Annotated in this window: 21 protein-coding genes; 6 read left to right on the top strand and 15 right to left on the bottom strand. The window is 68.4% G+C overall.

Annotated features, from left to right (window positions below; all coding sequences use genetic code 11):
• Positions 1-10: 10 nt before the first annotated feature.
• The 6 genes from ABIE21_RS13600 to ABIE21_RS13625 all read right to left on the bottom strand — a co-directional run bounded on the left by ABIE21_RS13600 (position 11) and on the right by ABIE21_RS13625 (position 4714).
• The gene (locus ABIE21_RS13600; RefSeq protein WP_354025546.1) at positions 11-1666 is read right to left on the bottom strand and encodes a DHA2 family efflux MFS transporter permease subunit; all 1656 of its coding nucleotides are present in this window, start codon (positions 1664-1666) and stop codon (positions 11-13) included.
• Between the two features lie 20 nt (positions 1667-1686).
• Complete coding sequence (locus ABIE21_RS13605) at positions 1687-2319, bottom strand: TetR/AcrR family transcriptional regulator (RefSeq protein WP_354025368.1); 633 nt, start codon at positions 2317-2319, stop codon at positions 1687-1689.
• Positions 2320-2373: 54 nt separating this feature from the next.
• The gene (locus tag ABIE21_RS13610; protein ID WP_354025369.1) at positions 2374-2802 is read right to left on the bottom strand and encodes a hypothetical protein; all 429 of its coding nucleotides are present in this window, start codon (positions 2800-2802) and stop codon (positions 2374-2376) included.
• Between the two features lie 91 nt (positions 2803-2893).
• Complete coding sequence (locus tag ABIE21_RS13615) at positions 2894-3295, bottom strand: nuclear transport factor 2 family protein (protein WP_354025370.1); 402 nt, start codon at positions 3293-3295, stop codon at positions 2894-2896.
• Positions 3288-4409 (bottom strand): Gfo/Idh/MocA family protein, encoded by a 1122-nt coding sequence (locus ABIE21_RS13620; RefSeq protein WP_354025371.1) that lies wholly within the window; start codon positions 4407-4409, stop codon positions 3288-3290. The genes ABIE21_RS13615 and ABIE21_RS13620 overlap by 8 nt, the downstream gene beginning before the upstream one ends.
• On the bottom strand, positions 4406-4714 hold the full coding sequence (locus ABIE21_RS13625; RefSeq protein WP_354025372.1) for a hypothetical protein: 309 nt from the start codon (positions 4712-4714) through the stop codon (positions 4406-4408). The genes ABIE21_RS13620 and ABIE21_RS13625 overlap by 4 nt, the downstream gene beginning before the upstream one ends.
• 118 nt (positions 4715-4832) lie before the next feature.
• Between ABIE21_RS13625 and ABIE21_RS13630 the strand changes: the two genes are divergently transcribed.
• Positions 4833-5423, top strand: coding sequence for a TetR/AcrR family transcriptional regulator (locus tag ABIE21_RS13630; protein WP_354025373.1), 591 nt, complete (start codon positions 4833-4835; stop codon positions 5421-5423).
• Here the strand turns inward: ABIE21_RS13630 and ABIE21_RS13635 are convergent.
• From ABIE21_RS13635 to ABIE21_RS13650, 4 genes are all read right to left on the bottom strand, one after another.
• Positions 5349-5900: a hypothetical protein gene (locus ABIE21_RS13635; protein ID WP_354025374.1), complete on the bottom strand. Its 552-nt coding sequence runs from the start codon at positions 5898-5900 to the stop codon at positions 5349-5351. The genes ABIE21_RS13630 and ABIE21_RS13635 overlap by 75 nt on opposite strands.
• 141 nt (positions 5901-6041) lie before the next feature.
• Positions 6042-6518, bottom strand: coding sequence for a hypothetical protein (locus ABIE21_RS13640; RefSeq protein ID WP_354025375.1), 477 nt, complete (start codon positions 6516-6518; stop codon positions 6042-6044).
• 140 nt (positions 6519-6658) lie between these two features.
• Positions 6659-7135 carry a hypothetical protein gene (locus ABIE21_RS13645; RefSeq protein ID WP_354025376.1) on the bottom strand — a complete coding sequence of 159 codons (477 nt, stop codon included), beginning with the start codon at positions 7133-7135 and terminating at the stop codon, positions 6659-6661.
• Between the two features lie 125 nt (positions 7136-7260).
• Entirely contained in the window at positions 7261-7875 is a 615-nt protein-coding gene (locus ABIE21_RS13650; protein ID WP_354025377.1) for a TetR/AcrR family transcriptional regulator, read from the bottom strand.
• Positions 7876-8056: 181 nt separating this feature from the next.
• Between ABIE21_RS13650 and ABIE21_RS13655 the strand changes: the two genes are divergently transcribed.
• Positions 8057-8917, top strand: coding sequence for an alpha/beta fold hydrolase (locus ABIE21_RS13655; protein WP_354025378.1), 861 nt, complete (start codon positions 8057-8059; stop codon positions 8915-8917).
• Positions 8918-9040: 123 nt separating this feature from the next.
• The gene (locus ABIE21_RS13660; RefSeq protein ID WP_354025379.1) at positions 9041-9676 is read left to right on the top strand and encodes a TetR/AcrR family transcriptional regulator; all 636 of its coding nucleotides are present in this window, start codon (positions 9041-9043) and stop codon (positions 9674-9676) included.
• Positions 9677-9679: 3 nt separating this feature from the next.
• Here ABIE21_RS13660 and ABIE21_RS13665 read toward each other — a convergent pair whose 3' ends face one another.
• The gene (locus ABIE21_RS13665; RefSeq protein WP_354025380.1) at positions 9680-11044 is read right to left on the bottom strand and encodes an MFS transporter; all 1365 of its coding nucleotides are present in this window, start codon (positions 11042-11044) and stop codon (positions 9680-9682) included.
• Between the two features lie 299 nt (positions 11045-11343).
• Here ABIE21_RS13665 and ABIE21_RS13670 point away from each other — a divergent pair, with 299 nt between their 5' ends.
• Positions 11344-12072: an alpha/beta fold hydrolase gene (locus tag ABIE21_RS13670; protein WP_354025381.1), complete on the top strand. Its 729-nt coding sequence runs from the start codon at positions 11344-11346 to the stop codon at positions 12070-12072.
• An 82-nt stretch (positions 12073-12154) separates the two neighbouring features.
• Here ABIE21_RS13670 and ABIE21_RS13675 read toward each other — a convergent pair whose 3' ends face one another.
• From ABIE21_RS13675 to ABIE21_RS13690, 4 genes are all read right to left on the bottom strand, one after another.
• A complete protein-coding gene (locus ABIE21_RS13675; RefSeq protein ID WP_354025547.1) occupies positions 12155-14044 on the bottom strand; it encodes an amino acid transporter in 1890 nt (629 codons plus the stop codon).
• A 179-nt stretch (positions 14045-14223) separates the two neighbouring features.
• Entirely contained in the window at positions 14224-14787 is a 564-nt protein-coding gene (locus tag ABIE21_RS13680) for a GIY-YIG nuclease family protein (protein WP_436232342.1), read from the bottom strand.
• Between the two features lie 44 nt (positions 14788-14831).
• Entirely contained in the window at positions 14832-16187 is a 1356-nt protein-coding gene (locus ABIE21_RS13685; protein ID WP_354025382.1) for a GGDEF domain-containing protein, read from the bottom strand.
• A gap of 114 nt (positions 16188-16301) precedes the next feature.
• Positions 16302-16913, bottom strand: a complete 612-nt coding sequence (locus ABIE21_RS13690) for a TetR/AcrR family transcriptional regulator (protein WP_354025383.1) — start codon at positions 16911-16913, stop codon at positions 16302-16304.
• A 93-nt stretch (positions 16914-17006) separates the two neighbouring features.
• Between ABIE21_RS13690 and ABIE21_RS13695 the strand changes: the two genes are divergently transcribed.
• Positions 17007-17807 (top strand): sugar phosphate isomerase/epimerase family protein, encoded by an 801-nt coding sequence (locus ABIE21_RS13695; protein ID WP_354025384.1) that lies wholly within the window; start codon positions 17007-17009, stop codon positions 17805-17807.
• Positions 17807-18928, top strand: a complete 1122-nt coding sequence (locus ABIE21_RS13700) for a Gfo/Idh/MocA family protein (protein WP_354025385.1) — start codon at positions 17807-17809, stop codon at positions 18926-18928. The genes ABIE21_RS13695 and ABIE21_RS13700 overlap by 1 nt, the downstream gene beginning before the upstream one ends.
• Positions 18929-18974: the final 46 nt, after the last annotated feature.

The following is an 18974-nucleotide window of genomic DNA, read 5'->3' on the forward strand; positions in this document are numbered from 1 at the left end:
TGCGCTGCGGTCAGCCTCGCGGGCGACGCGGGCGGCCGCGGCGGGGCGGCTCCTCGCTGTCGTCCGGCGTGCTCGACGCGGCCGAGCCTGCCCGCACGGATGCCCGGTGCGCGGACTCGAGCACCTCGGCCTCGTCTCCGCCGATCGCCTCGCCGCGGGCCACGAGCCCGGCGACATCGGAGAGCGGGATCTGCTTGAGGAAGAGCGAGAGCACGAACGACAGCCCGATGAACGGCAGCAGGTACCAGAACACGGGGGCCAGCGCGTCGGCGTAGGCCACGACGATGCCCTCGCGGATCGCGTCGGGCAGCGCGTTGAGCGCCTGCGGGTCGATGGTGGCCGTGGCGTTCGCCGCGTCAGACGCGCTTGCGCCCGAGCTCGTGAACACGTCGGTGAGGTTGGCGGTCAGCCGAGTGGTGAAGATGGTGCCGAACACGGCGACGCCGAGCGAGGCGCCCACCTCGCGGAAGTAGTTGTTCGTGCTCGTCGCGGTACCCACCATCGACGCGTCGACCGAGTTCTGCGCCACGAGCACCACGACCTGCATGATCATGCCGAGGCCCGCGCCGAACACGAACAGGAAGACGCAGATGAGCCAGATCGGGGTGTCGGCGGTGAGCGTCGTCATGGCCACCATGGCGCTGGCCGTGATCAGCGTGCCGAGGATGGGGAACAGCCGGTAGCGGCCGGTGCGGGTGATCGCGATTCCCGAGACGATCGAGGTGCCGATGAGGCCCACCATCATGGGCAGCATCAGGAGTCCGGACGCCGCGGCCGAGGTGCCCGACGACATCTGCAGGAACGTGGGCACGAAGCCGATCGCCGAGAACATTCCGAGGCCGAGGGTGAGGCCGATCGCGGTCGCGTTGATGAACGTGGGGTTCTTGAACAGCGAGAGCGGGATGATCGGATCCTTCGCGCGCGACTCGACGAGGATGAACAGCAGCACGGCCACGACGAGTCCGACGCCGAAGGCCCAGGTCTCGATGGCGTCCCAGCCGTGGTCGGAGTTGCCGCCGAAGTCGGTGAAGAAGATGAGGCAGGTGGTGGCGGCCGATAGCAGCAGCACGCCGAGGATGTCGATCGGCTGCGTGGCCTTCTTGTTCGGCAGCTTGAGCGTGAACCAGGCCACGGCGAAGGCCGCGATGCCGATGGGGATGTTGATGTAGAACGCCCACTGCCAGGTGAGGTGGTCGACGAAGAAGCCGCCGAGCAGGGGGCCGCCCACGGCGGAGAGGCCGAACACGGCGCCGAGCGGGCCGAGGTACTTGCCACGCTGCGAGGCGGGCACGATGTCGGCGATGATCGCCTGCGAGAGGATGATGAGACCGCCGCCGCCGAGGCCCTGCATGGCGCGGAACGCGACGAGCTGGGTGAAGTCGCCCGCGAAGGCGCAGCCGATCGAGGCGATTGTGAACAGCGCGATCGCGACGAGGAACAGCCGTCGGCGCCCGAGCACGTCGCCGAACTTGCCGTAGACCGGCATCACGATGGTGGTGGCGAGCAGGTAGGCGGTGGTGAGCCATACCTGGTGCTCGACGCCGCCGAGCTGCCCGACGATGGTCGGCATCGCTGTGGAGACGATGGTCTGGTCGAGGCTCGACAGCAGCATGCCGGCGATGAGCGCGGCGAAGATGATCCAGATGCGCCGCTGGGTGAGGAGCATCGGCGCCTCGGTCGTGGTCGTCACAGTTGTGCCTTTCGGGAGGTGGGGGAAGCGAGAACCGCCCGCATGGCGGCGAGGGATTCGCGCAGGATGACGGCGAATTCCCTGGTGTTGCCGGGGTCGAGAAAGGCGTCGCCTGAGGTGCGGATGAGGGTGGAGAGGATGCTGACGGATGCCTCGACGTGCGGGTCGTCCGTGCCGGTTTTCTCGCGCAGCGCTACGAGCTCGACGACCTGCCGGTCGCGGTCGCGGGAGATGCCCATAAAGCGCAGAAGCAGCCGGGGTTCACGCTCGACAGCGGCGACGAACTCGGCGTGTGCGACGGCGTCGACTCCGACCGCCTCGAAGTGATCGATCACGAGGTCGACCAGATCGTCGAGCACCGCCGCCCAGCCGCGCGAGGACCGCGCCAGGAACTCGGCGGCCAAAAGCTCCGTCTCCTCGTCGGGGTTCGCGCCGAGTACGGCGTCGTCCTTCGAGGCGAAGTAGTTGAAGAAGGTGCGGCGCGACACGTCGGCCTGCTCGCATACCTCCTCAATGGTGAAACCGGCGAGTCCGCGCTCGGCGGTGAAGCGTCGGCAGAGTGACGTCAGCCGGGCCGACGTCTCCTGCATCTTCCGCTCGCGGCGGTTTTCGGTTGCACTCGGAGTCACAGAGTGCATTTTTGCACTGTTCTACTGGAAGTGCAAAACCATATGCTACGAGGATCAGCCGACGGTGGCCGCGGCCTCCCCCGCGCTGTTCGGCGTCCAACCGAAGTAACCGCCGTCGGTCTCGACCACGGCCCAGTCACCGCACGCCCAGACCTCGTCGGGCAGGGTCCGCGGAGCCCAGTCCACGCTGTACGTCCAGAGCGACTCGCGTTCTGTCAGCGTGCATGAGGCGGGGTCCAGCGCCGCGTCGGTGGAGGCTCGCAGCACCGCGTGCTCGCTACGCGTCGACTCGCGCACGTCGATGTCCGCCGAGTCCGCCGGCAGCCACGGCGCGGCCTTCCCCCACTGCTCGTCGAGCTCGCCTTTTGTGCCGTAGCTCGACGCCGTCTCGTTCTGAAGGGTGTCGGCGAGCGCGCAGCCGCTGAGGGCCAGGCCGAGGGATGCCGCGACGGCGACGCCGAGGATGCGGGAGGGTGTGTTCATTCCCCCAGCATGGTTGCCTTCCCGGCCGGGCGCGTCAGTCGCGAGTACCCCCTGGCTCGGTCGCAGTGATGACTGTCCGGCGGGCGGGCGCTCAGACCGCGCTGGTCCCCCACTCGATCGCGGCGGCGCCCCAGTACCAGGCGCGGGCCTCGACGGCCTTTCCGTCGCGCACTGTCCAGAGTTCGCTGACCTGTGTCTCGATCTGCTGGCCGGTTGCAGCGACCCGCGCGGTGAGCTTGATGATGAGCGTGTACTGCTCGCCATTCGCGTCTTCCATGTAGTTCAGCTGCTCGGTCTTCAGATCCTCCAGGTGACCCGTCAGCTGACCGAGGAAGTCGAAGAAGCCTTCGACCCCGTAGTACACGCCGCCGAAGGGAAGGCTGGTGTCGTAGTGGATGACGAACGACGGGTCGATGAGACCCTGGATGCTCGCCAGGTCTTGTCGTCCGACGGCTCCGATGAGGTCGGCGTAATACGTTTCCAGTTCAGACATGGGACTCTCTTTTCTCGTGGGTGATTCGCGCGCCGGACGTTGCGGCGCGTTGGATGGTCTCGATGAGCCGATGGGTGGAGAGCGCCTCGCCGAAGTCGGGCGCATCGTGCGAGCCGCGCTTCACATCGGACGCGAAGGCGTCGTACATCCGGGCGACGTTGCCGACCATGATGTCGAGTTCGTCGAGCCCCGGCGTCTGCGCGGTGAGGGCGCCGGGGACGGGGATCTCCGCGATCTCCCCGCTACCTCGGGATCCCGAGACCGTCACGTCGAACATGCCGGGGTGTGCGCTCGCTGCCCGCAGTTGAAGCGTGCCCTCGGTGCCGTTGATCTCCCAGAGGAGCCCGGTTCCGCCGTGATGCCCCTCGCGAAAGTGGACGCTCGCGGTCACGCCGGTCTCGAGCCGCCCGAGGATGCCGATCTGGTCGGGCGAGGTCTTCACCAGCCGCTCACCACTGCCCTCGACCGTGATCGACGGGCGACGGGTTTCGAGTAGGGCGGACAGCTCGGCGAAGTCGCCGAGCACGTGGGTCATGGCGTCGAGGCTGTGCCCGGCGGCGACATTCAGCATGCTCGCGGCGTTCGCCTGGTCGAGGTTGTAAGCATTGCCCGCGTCGATCTCTCCGCCGAGCCGCGAGGAACCGACCATCGTGGTCGACAGGATCGTGCCCAGGTAGCCGTCCGCGATGAGATCGCGCACGTGGCGCACGGCCGGCGAACGACGCGACTGCAGGCCGACGAGCGTCTTGGCTTGGCGGCTCGCCGCGAGCTCCGTCATCTTTCGCGCCTCCACGTGGTCGCGTCCGAGGGGCCATTCGCTATACACGGCCTTTCCCGCATTCAGCGCGGCGGTGACGATCTCCAAGTGATGCGGCACCTTGACGGTGACCACCACGAGATCGACCTCGGGTCGTCGCACGAGGGCTTCGTGGTCGCCGAAAGTCAGCCCGACGCCGAAGACCCGCCCCGCCGCATCCGCGGATTCCTGCCGAGTGGTGCTCAGTGCGGTGATCTCGAAATCGGGGAGCGCTCGAAGAGCGGGGATATGGGCGTTTGCCGCCCATCCTCGCTCAGCGTTGACGCCCACGATCCCGACCCTGATCGGCGCGTTCACGCGCTGGCCGAGGAGTAGACGTCGACGCGGGTGGCTTTCACGTCCATGGCGTCGCTCTTCACCATCGCCGCTCCTGCAGCGAACATCGCCGCCTGTGTTGCCTGAAGGTCGGCGGTCTCGAGCTGGTAGATGCACAGGAACTCCGCCGGGGCGTCGTCAGGGGCTACCAGCCGGTGCAGTTCGGCGGACTCGAAACCCTCGAGCGACAGCACCGCGGGGATGTGGGTGAAGAGGAACCAGTCGTGGTACTCGGTCTGACGGCCGGGGAGCGCTCTGCTGCGCACCGTTTGAATGTAGTGGGTCATGAAGGTGTCCTTCGTCGTGGGTGGCGCTCGGGCATTTCCCGAACCGGAATTAGCAATTCCGCTTTGATGCTAGCCCAATACCGGAATGGGTGAGTCCGTTTTGCGATAATCTTTGGATATGTCCGAGACCACCGCGCCCGCCAACCCGTCTGACCAGCGATCGGACTCCCGGCGCAACCGCGTGCGTCTGGTCGCGGCTGCGCGCGAGCTGGTCGCAGAACGAGGCACCGACGTCACGGCGGCAGAGATCGCCGCCCGAGCGGAGGTCGGAGTCGGCACGCTGTACCGCCGATTCGGCTCGAAGGACGCGCTCATCCGAGACATCCTGGTCGACGGCATCGACGAGGTTCAGTCGGTCGCCGAGGCCGCCCTTGACGATCCGGACTCCTGGAACGGGCTCTCGACGTTCTTCGCTTTCTTCAGCATGACGCAGTTTGCCAATCAGGGGATCGCTCAGTACCTCGCGTCGTCGATCGACCTCGCGGACGAGGAGACGTACCGCCACAACGGCCGCCTGCGCACGCTCGTCCGGCAAATCGTGCAGCGCGCCCACGACAGCGGCTCGCTTCGCGCCGACGTCACGTGGGAGGACATCGTGATCCTGAGCCGGGCCTCGGTCACTGCGGATGAATGCCTAGGCGTGCGCGCCGCTCCGGACCAGTGGCAGCGAACGTGCGCGATCATTCTCGCGGGGATGCGGTCGACCTAGCGGCAGCGGGCGGGCGATCACGGCGCGACTCGCGGAGAGCAGCGCCGGGCCGACGCCGTCGGCGTTCCCGAGATAGCCGGAGACCATCGCGCCGTCGCGCAGCATCATCAGCTCCTCGGCGACCGTCGAGCGGTGGATGCCGGCGCTGACCGCCAGCTCCTCGAAGGCCGCCAGCAGCCACCGCCGGTGGGCGTCCACGACGACACGGACCAGATGTTCCGGTTCCGGGTGCGCGGCCGAGGCGTTGATGAACGGGCAGCCGCGAAATCCGGGAGAACGCACCTCACGGGCGACAGCCTCGGAAAGGACGCGCAGCATTGCGTCGGCGTCACCGCCGGCGGCGCTCCTCGCCGCGACGATCACCCTGCGCTCCGCCTCGGCCCGACGCTCGAGCACCCCCGCGGCCCTAACCGCGTAGACCGAATCCAGCGGTGAGCGGATGTCGTCGTGCCATGCCTGCAGTACGGGTTCATCCATACGGGATCACGCCTTTCGATAGCAAGTGTCAATCACTCACTATGGCCGCCGCTCTCCCCCTGCATCGTCAGCCGCGAGTGTTTCCGTGGTGGACCGCAGGTAGCACGTCGGGTCGGCCGCAGGAATGACCCTGCGGTCGAACTAGCGGCTCCGGGCGATCACGGCGCGGCCCGCGGAGAGCAGCGCCGGGCCGACGCCGTCGGCGTTCCCGAGATAGCCGGAGACCATCGCGCCGTCACGCAGCATCATCAGCTCCTCGGCGACCGTCGAACTACGGATGCCGGCGCTGACCGCCAGCTCCTCGAAGGCCGCCAGCAGCCACCGCCGGTGGGCGTCGACGACCACGCGGACCGGATGCCCGGGCTCCGGGTGCGCGGCCGAGGCATTGATGAACGGGCAGCCGCGAAACCCGGGTGAACGCACCTCGCGCGAGACCGCCTCTGAGAGCAGCTGCAACGCCACGTCGGCGTCGCCGCCCGCGGCACTGCTCGCCCCGAGGATGACCTCCCGCTCCACCTCGGCCCACAGCTCGAGGACGCCGGCGGTCCGGCTCGCGTGAACGGAATCCAGTGGTGAGCGGATGTCGTCGTGCCATTGCTGCAGTACGGGTCCAGCCATGCGGGATCACGCCTTTCTGAAGCGAATGTCTATTCCCCCACGATGGCCGCATTCTCACCCTGCAACGTCAGCCGCGAGTATCTCCGTGATAGGCCCCAGGTACCTCGTCGGGTCGGCCCGAGAGATGACGTGACATCGGCCTAACGACTGCGGGCGATCACGGCGCGACTCGCGGAGAGCAGCGCCGGGCCGACGCCGTCGGCGTTTCCGAGATAGCCGGAGACCATCGCGCCGTCACGCAGCATCATCAGCTCCTCGGCGACCGTCGAGCGGTGGATGCCGGCGCTGACCGCGAGCTCCTCGAAGGCCGCCAGCAGCCACTGCCGATGAGCATCGACGACGACGCGGGTCGGATGTTCGGGTTCCGGATGCGCGGCCGAGGCGTTGATGAACGGGCAGCCGCGAAAGCCGGGAGCACGCACCTCGCGCGCGACGGCCTCGGAGAGCAGCCTCAGCGTCATGTCGGTGTCGCCGCCCGCGGCACCGCGCGCACCGAGGATGACCTCGCGCTCCGCCTCGGCGCGAAGCTCGAGAGCGCCGGCGATCCGGCTCGCCTGAGCGGAGCGCGGCGAAAGACGGACTCGATCGGGCCATGCCTGCAGTACGGGTCCAGCCATGCGGAATCACGCCTTTCGAAGGAATGTCACGTGGGTTACGTTACATTTGGTGACTGTAACGTAACGCTGTGATGTAAAGCAAGAGCAACCCCGAAAAGCGGAAAGAAGTCGACCCGTCGAGGCCGTCAGCGATAGAGGGCGATGACCGCGCGGCTGCCGGCGAGCAATGCCGCAGCGACCTTCTCGGGGTTACCGAGGTAGCCCGCCACCATCGCGCCGTCGCGCAGCATCATCAGCTCTTCTGCGGCGGTCGGATTCTCAATCCCCACCGACGCCGTCAACCGCTCCAGCGCCGACAGGAACCAGGCGCGGTGGCCGTCGACGATGACGCGCACCGGATGCTTCGGATCGGCGAACTCGGCCGCCGCATTGATGAACGGGCAGCCACGGAAGCCCGCGGTGCAGGCCTCCGATCCGATGCCCTCGGAGATGAGCCGCAGGGTCTCGTCGACATCACCGCGAGCCGCCTCGCCCGCGGCCGCGACCGCCTCGCGCTCCCACGCCGCTCTCCGCTCGAGGTAGGCGACGATCAGGTCGTCCTTCGTGGGGAAGTGCCGGTAGAAAGTGACCTTGGTGATGCCGGCGCGCTCGATGATCTTGTCGGCACTGACCGCGCGTAGGCCGTGTGCGTAGAAGAGCTCCGCTGCCGCATCCACGATCTTCTCGCGGGTGATTGCCGCGCGTGTGCCGGGCTCTTTCACCGGCGTACCCTGCGGGTCGACCTCTGTTGACGCACTCACTGTTACCTCTTGTCGCTGGTGTTCAGGCCGCGAAACGGCCGGTTTCTTCTGCCGACTTGCGCTTCCGTCGTCATGGGTACACTATAGACCCTGCACGTAGAGGTACTAGTTCGTCTACATGGTTCTCCACCGCTCGATCAACACATTCGCACCCCTCATCCCCCTCAAGAAAGCAGTCATCATGAACATCGCAAAGAGCTCCTCCCGCTTCTCGTTCGGCCGCAAGGCAGCCATCGTCGCCGCCTCCTCGGTCGTCGCCGTGCTGGCCCTCGCAGGCTGCAGCACCGCCGCCACCCCCGCCGCCGAGGACACCGCGGCTGCGGCATCCGCCTCTTCGCCCAAGCCCACGATCGTCATGGTCCACGGCGCGTGGAGCGACGCCAGCCCCTTCAACGCCGTACGCGACATCCTGAGCGACGACGGCTACACGGTCGTCAACTTCGCCAACCCGCTGCGTTCGCTCGCCGGCGACACCGACTACCTGGCCTCGTTCCTCGAGACCCGCACCACCGGCCCGGTCGTGCTCGTCGGCCACTCCTACGGCGGAGCGCTCATCGGTGGCGCCGCGCTGAGCGACCCCGACGTGAAGTCGCTCGTCTACCTCAACGCGTTCGTGCCCGAAGAGGGCGAGACGATCCTCGAGCTCTCGAGCAAGGCCGGCCCGGTCGACGCCGAGGCCCTGTTCGACCAGGCGCCCTTCACCGGGGACCACAACGTCGACCTCTACCTCAAGAAGGACGCGTTCGCCGGCGGATTCACCAACGGCCTGTCCGACCAGCAGACGGCGACCTACTTCGCCAGCCAGCGCCCGATCACCTTCGCAGCGCTCAATGAGCCGGCCGCCGCCGACCAGGCATGGAAGACCCTCCCGTCGTGGTACGTCGCCGGCACCGAGGACCACAGCATCGATATCTCCACCCAGCTGTTCATGGCCGAGCGCGCCGGCTCCACCCTCACAGAGGTGAAGTCCGGCCACCTGTCGATGGTCGCGGAGCCCAAGAAGGTCGCCGGTGTCATCAAGGACGCCGCGACGACCAAGTAGCCCCCCCGAGAAGGGCGGATGTACGGCAGCCACACCGGTGCCGTACATCCGCCCTTTTCCACGCGACCGCGATCAGGTTGTGTTACGTTTCCTACCTGTAACGCAAGGAGCACTCGGACGCCGATGATCGAAGACCCCCACACCTCAGAAGACGGCCATGCAGCTAAAGGCGGACGCCCCAGGGAGGCCGCGATCGACACCGCGATCATCCTCGCCGCTCGCCGCCGCCTCGTCGTCGACGGCTACTCGAAAATGACACTCGGCGACATCGCCGCGGATGCCGGCGTGACCAGGCCGACCCTCTACCGCCGATGGCCGGGCAAGTTCGAGCTCGTCGTCGACGCCCTCGACTTCGGATTTCGCGCACAGCGCGACACCTATCCGACCTACGAGCTCGACGAACTGCCGGCGCTGGAGGCATTGACCGAGGCGGTGCGCCGCGTCGACCCGGCCTACTTCAACCCCGACGCGATCATACTTATGGGCAATTTCATCGGCGAGACGCATCGCACCCCGGGTCTGATGGAGATCATGCGCGAACACGCCATCGAGCCCCGCGTGACGCTCGTCGAGCGCGTCATCGAGAACCTGCGTGACCGGGGCGAGGTGCGCGCCGACGTCGACGTGCACATGATCGCGTCGCTCTGCTTCGGCGCCTTCTTCGGGGCGTACATGCGGCTCGACACAGACAGGGAAGAGCTCACCGCGCGCATCGTCGCGAGCATCTGGCCGGCGATCCGGGCAGACGGGCAGCAGTAGCGTTCAGGCGCGTTCGGCAGCGCTCCGTCGCCCCAGCATCAGCACGCTCGCGCCGGCCGCGACGAGCACAGCGGCGATGACCATAAAGACCACGGATGGCTCGACCCCTGCGCCGATCGCGAGCCCGACGAGGATCGGCCCGACGATGCCCCCCACGCGGCCGATGCCCAGCGCCCAGCCCACGCCGGTCGACCGCAGTCTGGGCGGGTAGATCAGCGCGGCCAGGGCGACGATGCTCATCTGCCCGCCCGTCACGCAGGTGCCCGACAGGAACGCCGCGACCAGCAGCATCCACGTACTGCCGCCCAGCGCCACCCCGAGCAGCGCGACAAAGACCGCGCCCAGAAGGTAGACCACCCCCAGCGTGAGAAACGGGCTGATCCGGTCCATCGCGGGCCCGATGACGGTCGCGGCGACGATGCCCCCGATCGTGGTCAGGATCGTGGCCCCGATGATCACGGACTGCTCCCGACCGAGCGAGCCCACGATGCTCGGCAACCAGCTCTGGATCGAGTAGAAGGCGGCCAGGTTGGCGATGAAGGCGACCCAGAGGAGCAGAGTGCTCGCGATCCATCGTCGGCGCAGCAGTTCGACGACCAAGGACACGGCCGTCTGCTGCGGTGCGGCGTCGTCGGCGTCGGCGACGAACCTGGCGTCGGCGCCGAGACTCGGGTCTAGACGCCGGAGTATCGACAGCAGTCGCGGAGATTCGGCGGAACGTGCGAGAAGGTATCGCGGTGACTCGGGCAGGAAGCGGATGAGCACGACGGTGAGCAGCAAAGGAAGCACCCCGCCCACCGCGAACATGCCGCGCCAGCCGAACTGCGGAATGACGTATCCCGACACCACACCGGCGGCCACGAACCCCAGTGCGAGCCAGCAGTAGATGAACATGACGAACGACGACCGCCGTCTGCGCGGCGCGAATTCGCTCGTCAGCGCGACGACGCTGGGAATCGCGGCGCCGAGGCCCATCCCGGTCAGGAACCGGAGGGCGATGAGCTCTACCGGGCCGGCGGCGAGTGTGCACAGCAGCGTCAGGGCACCGAACACGGCCGTGGTGACGATGATGACTCGACGATGACCGAAGCGGGCGGCCAAGGGCGACAGTGCCAGGTAGCCGACCATGAGCCCGAAGATCGCGGCCGAGAGCACCGGGCCGAGCGCTTCCGGAGGGAGCCCCCACTCCTTCGCCAGCACGGGTGCCGCGAAGCTTATGGCCTGGGTGTCGAAGCCGTCGAGGAACATCACGAAGCCGCAGAGCATAAGAACGAGCCCATGCACGCGGCCGATCGGCCGGTCGTCGATGATCGACTTCAGAGTGACCGGGGCGGAGCATCTCTGTTGCGCGGGGGCGTCCTGTGGCAAGTGCGGGTTCCGTTTCCCTGGGCGCGTGATCGGTACCGTGAAGAGCAAGAGCCCGCCTGCCGGCGCCCGCCGCCCCGGGGTGGGACCGGGTCGAGCTCAACGCTAGACCGGTCGATTCGTTACAGGCAATAGTTTTGCCGAAACGTCACGAGCCCGTAACTCGACGGGCGATTTTTCGGGCACGTTCGGATTCGGACTTGCGCTCTCGGTGCAATGGGTGCACACTGATCGAAGCAAGTAGAGTTACTAGTTCGTCTACATGGCGTATAGCCCCTCACCCCAACCGAAAGAAGACCCTGATGAACGCCCTCGACCAGTCCACCACCGCCAAGCCCACCATCGTCGTCGTCCACGGCGCATGGAGCGATGCCAGCCCGTTCAACGCGGTACGCGACATCCTCGCCGCCGACGGCTTCACCGTCGTGAACTTCGCCAACCCGCTGCGCTCGCTCGCCGGCGACACCGAGTACCTGGCCTCGTTCCTCGAGACCCGCACCAGCGGACCCGTCGTGCTCGTGGGCCACTCCTACGGTGGAGCGCTCATCGGCGGCGCGGCCCTCAGCCACCCCGACGTGAAGTCGCTCGTCTACGTCAACGCCTTCGTGCCCGAGACGGGCGAGACCATCCTCGAGCTCTCGAGCAAGGCCGGCCCGGTCGACGCTGGAGCCCTCTTCGACCAGGCCCCCTTCCCCGGCGACCACAACGTCGACCTCTACCTCAAGGCCGGCGCGTTCGCGGGCGGCTTCACCAACGGCCTGAGCGACGAGCAGACCGCGACGTACTTCGCCAGCCAGCGCCCCATCACGTACGGTGCGCTCAGCGAGCCGGCCGGCGCCGGCCAGGCGTGGAAGGCCCTGCCGTCGTGGTACGTCGCCGGTACCGAGGACCACAGCATCGCGCTGTCGACCCAGCTCTGGATGGCCGAGCGCGCGGGCTCGACCCTGACCGAGGTCGCAGCGGGCCACCTGTCGATGGTCGCCGAGCCGACCGCCGTCGCCGACGCGATCAAGAAGGCCGCCGCCGTCTAGTCACGCAGCAACAGCACCGAATGCCCGGCGTCCGCGAGGAGGCCGGGCATTCTCGCGTCCGCACCGCCGCACCGCCGCCCCGTCAGCTCACGTGCACGTCGGGCCGGTGGGCGCGGTCCTTCTCCGCCCGGCGCAGAACTTCGCGGGTGACCGGCGCGACCTCGCCGGTTCCGGTGATGAGAAAACGGAACATGTTCGAGACGGGGTTGCCCTCGGTCCACTCGAAGTAGACGTCGGGAACGACGCCGGTGCGGTCGCGGATGGCGAGCAGCACCACGGCGATGGTGTTCGGCACATTCCCGCTGTCGACCTCCAGCACGCGGTATCCGTGCCGCACGACCCCGCGAACCGCGAGGTCTTCTTCGAAGTTGGACGAGTCGCCGCCGGCTACCTCGAGGAAGAGCACGGGGGCGCGCGCCGGGATGCCGCTGTCGCGGCGCTCCTCCTGCAGCTTCTGCCGGTACTCGTGCGCGCTTCCCGCGTTCGGCTCGTGGGCGATCACGTGGATGGCTCCGTAGTCGTCGGCGTCGCCGAGCACGAACTGCTGCGCCGTCGCGTCGAGGTCGACCGACGTCGCCCTCAGCTGGAACGACCGCTGCACCCGCGACACGATGGAGACCACCAGGATTCCCAGGATGAACAGGCCGGCGATGCGCACGCCGTCCGGCCGCTCGACGACGTTGACGACCGTCGTGTAGACGAACACGAGCGCGATCAGTCCGAATCCGAGGGTGCGTTTGGTCTGGCGCTTGCGCCGCGCCGACAGGGTGACCGCCACGGATGCGGAGGTGATGAGCACAAGGACACCGGTCGCGTAGGCGCCACCCTGGGCGTCGACGTCGGCCTGGAACGCGATGGTGATGACGAACGCGATCGCGGTGAAGACGATGACGAGCGGACGCACGGCGCGTGCCCACTGGGGCGCCATGCCGTAGCGGGGCAGATAGCGGGGAACGAGGTTGAGCAGCCCGGCCATCGCCGAGGCGCCTGCGAACCAGAGGATGCAGATGGTGCTGACGTCGTAGAGCGTTCCGAAGCCGTCGCCCAGATAGGCGTGCGCGAGGTAGGCGAGTGCCCGGCCGTTCGCCTCGCCGCCCGACTGGAACTCCTCCTGCGGGATGAGGAACGTCGTGACGATGCTGGAGGTGATGAGAAAGCCGCTCATGGTGATCGCCGCGGTGGTGAGCAGCCGCTGCGCCCCGCGGATGCGCCCCTCGGGGTTGCTCTCGGTGTCGCGCGGGCCGCCGGTGATCTGCGGCATCACTGCGACGCCGGTCTCGAAGCCGGAGAGGCCGAGCGCGAGCTTCGGGAACACCAGAAGCGCGATCCCTACCATGAGCACCGGGTTGCTGTGCTGCGCCGTGAGGGCCGCCCACCAGTCGTCGACGACGGTGAAGTCGGCGCCGATGTGGGCGAACGAGACGACGATGACTATCGCGTTGAGCAGCAGGAACAGCGCCACTAGCACCACCGCGATGCTGATCGCCTCCCTGAACCCGCGCAGGAAGACGGCGGCGAGCAGGCCGACGAAGACGAGGGTGATCAGCACCTCGTTGCCGTGGAACCACTCGGGGGCGAACGGATTCTCGACCGCGTGGGCCGTGGCGTCTGCTGCCGAGAGCGTGATGGTGATCATGAAGTCGGTTGCGGCGAAGCCGAGCAGCACGAGCACGAACAGCTTTCCTCCCCACCAGGGCAGCAGGCGTTCGAGCATCGCGATCGAACCCTCGCCCCGGAAGCTCTCCCTCGCGACGCGGCGGTACACGGGCAGCGCGCCGAGCAGGGTGAGGAGCACGAGCACGATGGTCGCGAGCGGCGACAGCAGCCCGGCGGCGACGGCCGCTATCGCGGGCTGGTAGCCGAGCGTGGAGAAGTAGTCGACGCCGGTGAGGCACATCACCCGCCACCACGACTGCGTCTTCTCGACCGATTCGGCGTGGGGGCCCGGGTGCGAGGCCGCCTGCTGCGGCATGCCTCGCAGCAGCCACGAGCGAGCCGCGCCGCCCGCCGACGGCCTGGAGTCCTCTGCGTGCGGTAACACCTGCTGTGACACTGTCCACCCTCGTCTGTACGCGAAACTCCAACGCTAGGCGCAGCGCCGGGGGCAGAACGGGCCGCGGCCGTATGGATTCCGTTAGGGTTTCGGACCGGTCAGGTCAGCAGCGCGAGCCGCTGGCTCCTCCAGAGCGCATACTGCGACCACGGGTCATCCGCCCCGCCCCTCAGCACGTCGATGTGCGCGGTCAGCGCGTCGTTCACCGCGAACCACTCGGTACGTTCGAGGCGGTGGTCGGCGAACTGCGCGTGACGTCGCTGCTCGAGCGAGCGGTCGCCACGCTCGAAAGCGAGCACCTCGTCGTGCCGCAGCGTCGCCAGGCGCTGACGCGGATTGCCGGATGTCCCGATCTTGATGCGATCACGGAAGCGGAGGTAGTAGACGACGTCGACACGCACCGCGGCGGCGTCGTCGGGGTCGGGAACGTCGCCGACCCGCCACTCGCACACGGCGCACAGCCAGCCGCTGGGGTATCGCACACCCAGGCGGCTGCCGCAGGCGACGCAGGGTGACGGCAGCAGGTCGGTCACACCCAGCTCGTCTGCGACCCAGTCGTGGGCGTCGAGGAGGTGCTGGCGGCAGAGGTTCAGCGGAGCACCGACGGCGGGCGGCTCGGGGCACGGCCGCCCCGGCTCGAGCACGATTGCGCAGGTGATCACGGCGGCAACGCTACGCCCGACCTGCGACACACGAAAGGCCGGGGTCAGCGCAGGTACTCGAGCTCGGCCCTGTCGCCGCCCTTGCCTTTGGCTGCGTACATGGCGCGGTCGGCGAGGCGGATGAGCCGCTCGACCGACGGCGGCGTGCCACCCGTCGTCGCGTCGATGGCGACCCCGATGCTCGCCGTGACCCTGTGGTGCGCCGGCAGTTCGGGAAACGCCGCCGCGATGGCCGCACGGGCGCGCTCGGCGATCTCCATGGCGATGTCGCCGGTGGTGGCCTCGATGATCGCGACGAACTCGTCGCCGCCGAAACGTGCCACAGAGTCGGTTCGGCGGAAGACCCTGCGCAGCCGTTGTGCGACCAGCCCGAGCAGCATGTCTCCGGTGGCGTGGCCGAGCTCGTCGTTGACCGCCTTGAACCCGTCGAGGTCGAGGAACATGATCGCGGTGGTCGGCGACGTCTCGTCGAACTGCTGCTCGAACAGGCGCCGGTTGGGCAGGCCGGTGATCTCGTCGAGCATCGCGCTGCGCCGCAGCTTCTCCTCGAGACGGAGTCGGGTGAACACCTGCGCGGCCTGCTGAGCGAGCGCCCGCACGAGCGGTTCGGCCTGGCCGTCGAACGTGCGTCGCTGCGCGAAGTAGCAGGCGACGGTGCCGAGCGAGACGCCGTGGTCGGTGATGGGGCTGACGAGGATCGAGTGCACCCCGCTCTGCTCCATGACCTCCGCGATCCCCACGCCCGGCAAGTACTCCTCGGCGTCGGCCGGGTCGGTGACGGTGAGGATCCTGCCGAGCTGCATCGTGCGAGCTCCGGTCGGTGGCGCATCGGCCGGCCACCGGTCTGCCAGCGGGTTGTGTCCGCCGGCGTGCACGAAGTCGTCGCCGTCGACGAGGTGCACACTCGACCAGTCGGCGCGGAACGAGCGGCGGGCCGAGTCGGCCAGCTCCTCGGCCAGCTCCTGTGCGGTCGACGAGTTGGCGAAGCTCACCGACGCCGCGAGCAGCAGCTGCAGCCGTTCGCTCTCTCGGAGAGACGCCAGGTGCGCGCGTTCGACATCTTCGTCGAACTCCTGCTGGCCGCTCGCGTCCATGACCGCGACCGCCGTGTTGCCGTTGTCGAGCCGGGTCGACGCCAGCACGAGGGGACGGGCCCCCGCGCCCACGGGTCGCAGCACGGCGGTCGCCGGCACCAGACCCGTGCCGCCGGCGGTCTGCCGGAGGGCCTCGGCGAGTTCGTCGTCCTCGACCCCGAAGACGTCGCACAGCCGGCTGCCGACCGGGTCGGGGCCGAAGAGAAAGAACCAGCGCGAGAACAGGTCGTTGGCGTCGAGGATCACTCCGCCACCGGACAGCTCGACGAGGCCGAACGGCGCGTGGTGGGCTACTGGATCACGCACGCTGGCTCCCCCGGGTCAGTGAGTCGTTCTGCACGCGTACAGCATCTCGTCTGGGCGCGTGATCGTCAATTCGGCGAGCGCACGCCCCCGGACGGGTGCGCTTCGCGGTCGCCCCTACGGTTCGAGGATCCGGTTCAGCAGCGCGAGGCTCTTGGCGATATCGACCTTCGGCTCGAGCAGCCACTGCGTCTGCAGCCCGTCGGATGCCGCGATGATCAGGGCGGCCATGGCCTCCGGTTCGACGTCGGCACGCACGGTGCCCGCCTTCTGTCCCGCCGAGATGCGTTCGATCAGCATGGTGCGGATCCGCTCGAAACGCGGCACGAAGTACTCCCGCGACACGGTCTTGTCGGTCTCGAGCGAGCCGGCGAGCATCGTCGAGTACAGCGCGACGAGCCCCGGGATCGACACGTTTCGCTCGGCCGCGTTGAGCATGACGCTGACGATCTCGCTCTCGTCGTGCGAGCCGCCGCGCACGCGTTCGTCTTCGCGCAGCACCTCGACCAGCAGCTCCTCCCTCGAAGCGAAGTAGTGCAGCAGGGCGGCGTGCGAGACGCCGATCGCGTCCGCGATCGCCCGCAGCGAGGTGCGCTCGGCACCGTTCGTGGCGAACACCTCGATGGTGCGGTCGAGGATCTCCTGCCGGCGCGCGACCCCCTTCGGGTATCGCGACGCTCCGCCGCGCGGGGTCTCGCGGTCATTCGTGCCGGGGCGGGGGACATCCATCGTCACAGGCTAACAATAGAAAACCACCGCGCGGAGGTTTTCGCTGTAGCCTTTTCAGTGATCGACCACCGACCAAGGAAGCAAGGTTCACGAATGAGCACGCCAGCAATCTCCATCCAACTCTGGACAGTGAGGGACGAACTCGCCGCCGACCTCGACGGCACGCTGGCCAGACTCAGCGCGATCGGGTTCACCAACGTCGAGGCCTTCGGCTTCTCCACCCGCGCCGACGAGCTCGCGGCCGCGTTCGCCCGAAACGGCATCGCCTCGCCGACCGGCCACGCGTCGCTCGCCTCCCCCTCGGAGAACCCGTTCGACACCTCGATCGTCGCGCCGGGAGCTGCAGAGGTGTTCGAGGCCGCCGCGAAGCTCGGCATGACCACGGTCATCGACCCGTTCGTCGACCCGCAGCGCTGGACCTCGATCGACGAGATCACCAAGACGGCCGACACGCTCAACGCCGCCGCGGAGAGCGCCGCGAAGGTCGGCATCACCGTCGGCTACCACAACCACAACCAGGAGCTGCTCAACCGCGTCGACGACCGTTTCGCGCTGGAGGTATTCGCCGATCTGCTCGACCCCGCCGTCGTCATCGAGCTCGACCTGTACTGGGCGGCCGCGGGCGGCGCCGACGTCGTGCCGCTCGTCGAGCGTCTCGGCGACCGGCTCGTCGCCCTGCACGTGAAGGACGGCACGCTCGACCCCGCGCCCGGGCTCGGCTCCGTGCCCACCGACCAGGTTCCGGCCGGCCGAGGAGCCGTGCCGCTGGCCGCCGCGCTCGACGCCGCGAAGTCGGCTCGGTACGCCATCGTCGAGTTCGACGCCTACCCCGGCGACATCTGGCAGGGCGTCACCGAGAGCTACGAGTTCCTCACGGCTCGGGGACTCTCCTGATGGCCGCGTTCACCCCCGCCGGTTCGGGCGTCGTCGGCATAGGACTCATCGGCGCCGGAAACATCAGCACCCAGTACCTCAGCAACCTCACGGTGTTCCCCGACCTGAAGGTGCTCTTCGTCGCCGACCTCGACCTCGCCCGCGCTGAGGCCCAGGCGCTCGCGTTCGACGTGCCGTCGTTCGGCACCGTCGACGAGCTACTGGCCCGCGACGACATCGAGATCGTCGTGAACCTCACGATCCCCGCCGTGCACGCGGAGGTGGGCCGGCGCATCATCGCGGCAGGCAAGCACGTCTGGAGCGAGAAGCCGCTGGCGCTCGACCACGAGTCGGGACGCGAGCTGCTCGACTCGGCCGAGGCGGCGGGGCTGCGCGTCGCGTGCGCGCCCGACACGGTTCTCGGTGCGGGCATCCAGTCGGCGCTGCGCGCGATCGCCCGTGGCGACATCGGCGAGCCACTCACCGCGACCACGATCTTCCGCGTCGCCGGCCCGAACTCGTGGCACCCCGACCCCGAGTTCCTCTTCGCGAAGGGCGCGGGCCCGCTGTTCGACATGGGGCCGTACTACGTGACCACCCTCGTGCACGCCTTCGGCGCGGCGAGCAGGGTGAGCGCCGTGTCGTCGAAGTCGCACGACGTGCGCACGATCGGCAGCGGTCCGCGCGCGGGCACGGAGTTCGCGGTCGAGGTGCCCACCTACCACGCGGCGCTGATCAGCTTCGCGGGCGGGCAGTCCGCGCAGTCGACGTTCAGTTTCCAGGACGCGCACAAGCGCGCCGGACTCGTGGAGATCAGCGGCACGGAGGGCTCGCTCGTGCTGCCCGACCCGAACAACTTCGACGGCGACACCACGCTGTGGAGGTTCGGTTCGGAGGAGCCGACCGTGCTTCCCGCGATCGGATCGACCTACGGCCGCGGCTCGGGCGTGCTCGACCTGGCCCGGTCGATCCGCGGCGGGTCGGAGGAGCGCGCGAGCGGTGCGATCGCGCTGCACGTTCTCGACGTGCTGCTGGCGATCTCCGAGTCGGCCGAGACCGGGGCATCCGTCGCCCTCGAGTCGACGGTCGAGCGCCCGGCGCCGCTGCCCGAGTCGTGGGACCCGGCAGCACCCACCCTCTGAGGCCTCGGGCCCGGTATCGGCGGCGCCGGTACCGGGCCGGTGCGTC

The organism is Conyzicola nivalis, from assembly GCF_040548875.1.
GTDB classification, from domain to species: Bacteria; Actinomycetota; Actinomycetes; order Actinomycetales; family Microbacteriaceae; genus Conyzicola; species Conyzicola nivalis_A.

Bases quoted from the DNA above. Each gene is read 5' to 3' on its own strand.
- ABIE21_RS13625 (WP_354025372.1), bottom strand. From the start codon at position 4,714: ATGACCCACTACATTCAAACGGTGCGCAGCAGAGCGCTCCCCGGCCGT.
- ABIE21_RS13615 (WP_354025370.1), bottom strand. From the start codon at position 3,295: ATGTCTGAACTGGAAACGTATTACGCCGACCTCATCGGAGCCGTCGGA.
- ABIE21_RS13640 (WP_354025375.1), bottom strand. From the start codon at position 6,518: ATGGCTGGACCCGTACTGCAGCAATGGCACGACGACATCCGCTCACCA.
- ABIE21_RS13675 (WP_354025547.1), bottom strand. From the start codon at position 14,044: ATGCCGCAGCAGGCGGCCTCGCACCCGGGCCCCCACGCCGAATCGGTC.
- ABIE21_RS13630 (WP_354025373.1), top strand. From the start codon at position 4,833: ATGTCCGAGACCACCGCGCCCGCCAACCCGTCTGACCAGCGATCGGAC.
- ABIE21_RS13600 (WP_354025546.1), bottom strand. From the start codon at position 1,666: ATGCTCCTCACCCAGCGGCGCATCTGGATCATCTTCGCCGCGCTCATC.
- ABIE21_RS13670 (WP_354025381.1), top strand. From the start codon at position 11,344: ATGAACGCCCTCGACCAGTCCACCACCGCCAAGCCCACCATCGTCGTC.
- ABIE21_RS13660 (WP_354025379.1), top strand. From the start codon at position 9,041: ATGATCGAAGACCCCCACACCTCAGAAGACGGCCATGCAGCTAAAGGC.
- ABIE21_RS13700 (WP_354025385.1), top strand. From the start codon at position 17,807: ATGGCCGCGTTCACCCCCGCCGGTTCGGGCGTCGTCGGCATAGGACTC.
- ABIE21_RS13695 (WP_354025384.1), top strand. From the start codon at position 17,007: ATGAGCACGCCAGCAATCTCCATCCAACTCTGGACAGTGAGGGACGAA.
- ABIE21_RS13655 (WP_354025378.1), top strand. From the start codon at position 8,057: ATGAACATCGCAAAGAGCTCCTCCCGCTTCTCGTTCGGCCGCAAGGCA.
- ABIE21_RS13610 (WP_354025369.1), bottom strand. From the start codon at position 2,802: ATGAACACACCCTCCCGCATCCTCGGCGTCGCCGTCGCGGCATCCCTC.
- ABIE21_RS13645 (WP_354025376.1), bottom strand. From the start codon at position 7,135: ATGGCTGGACCCGTACTGCAGGCATGGCCCGATCGAGTCCGTCTTTCG.
- ABIE21_RS13690 (WP_354025383.1), bottom strand. From the start codon at position 16,913: ATGGATGTCCCCCGCCCCGGCACGAATGACCGCGAGACCCCGCGCGGC.
- ABIE21_RS13635 (WP_354025374.1), bottom strand. From the start codon at position 5,900: ATGGATGAACCCGTACTGCAGGCATGGCACGACGACATCCGCTCACCG.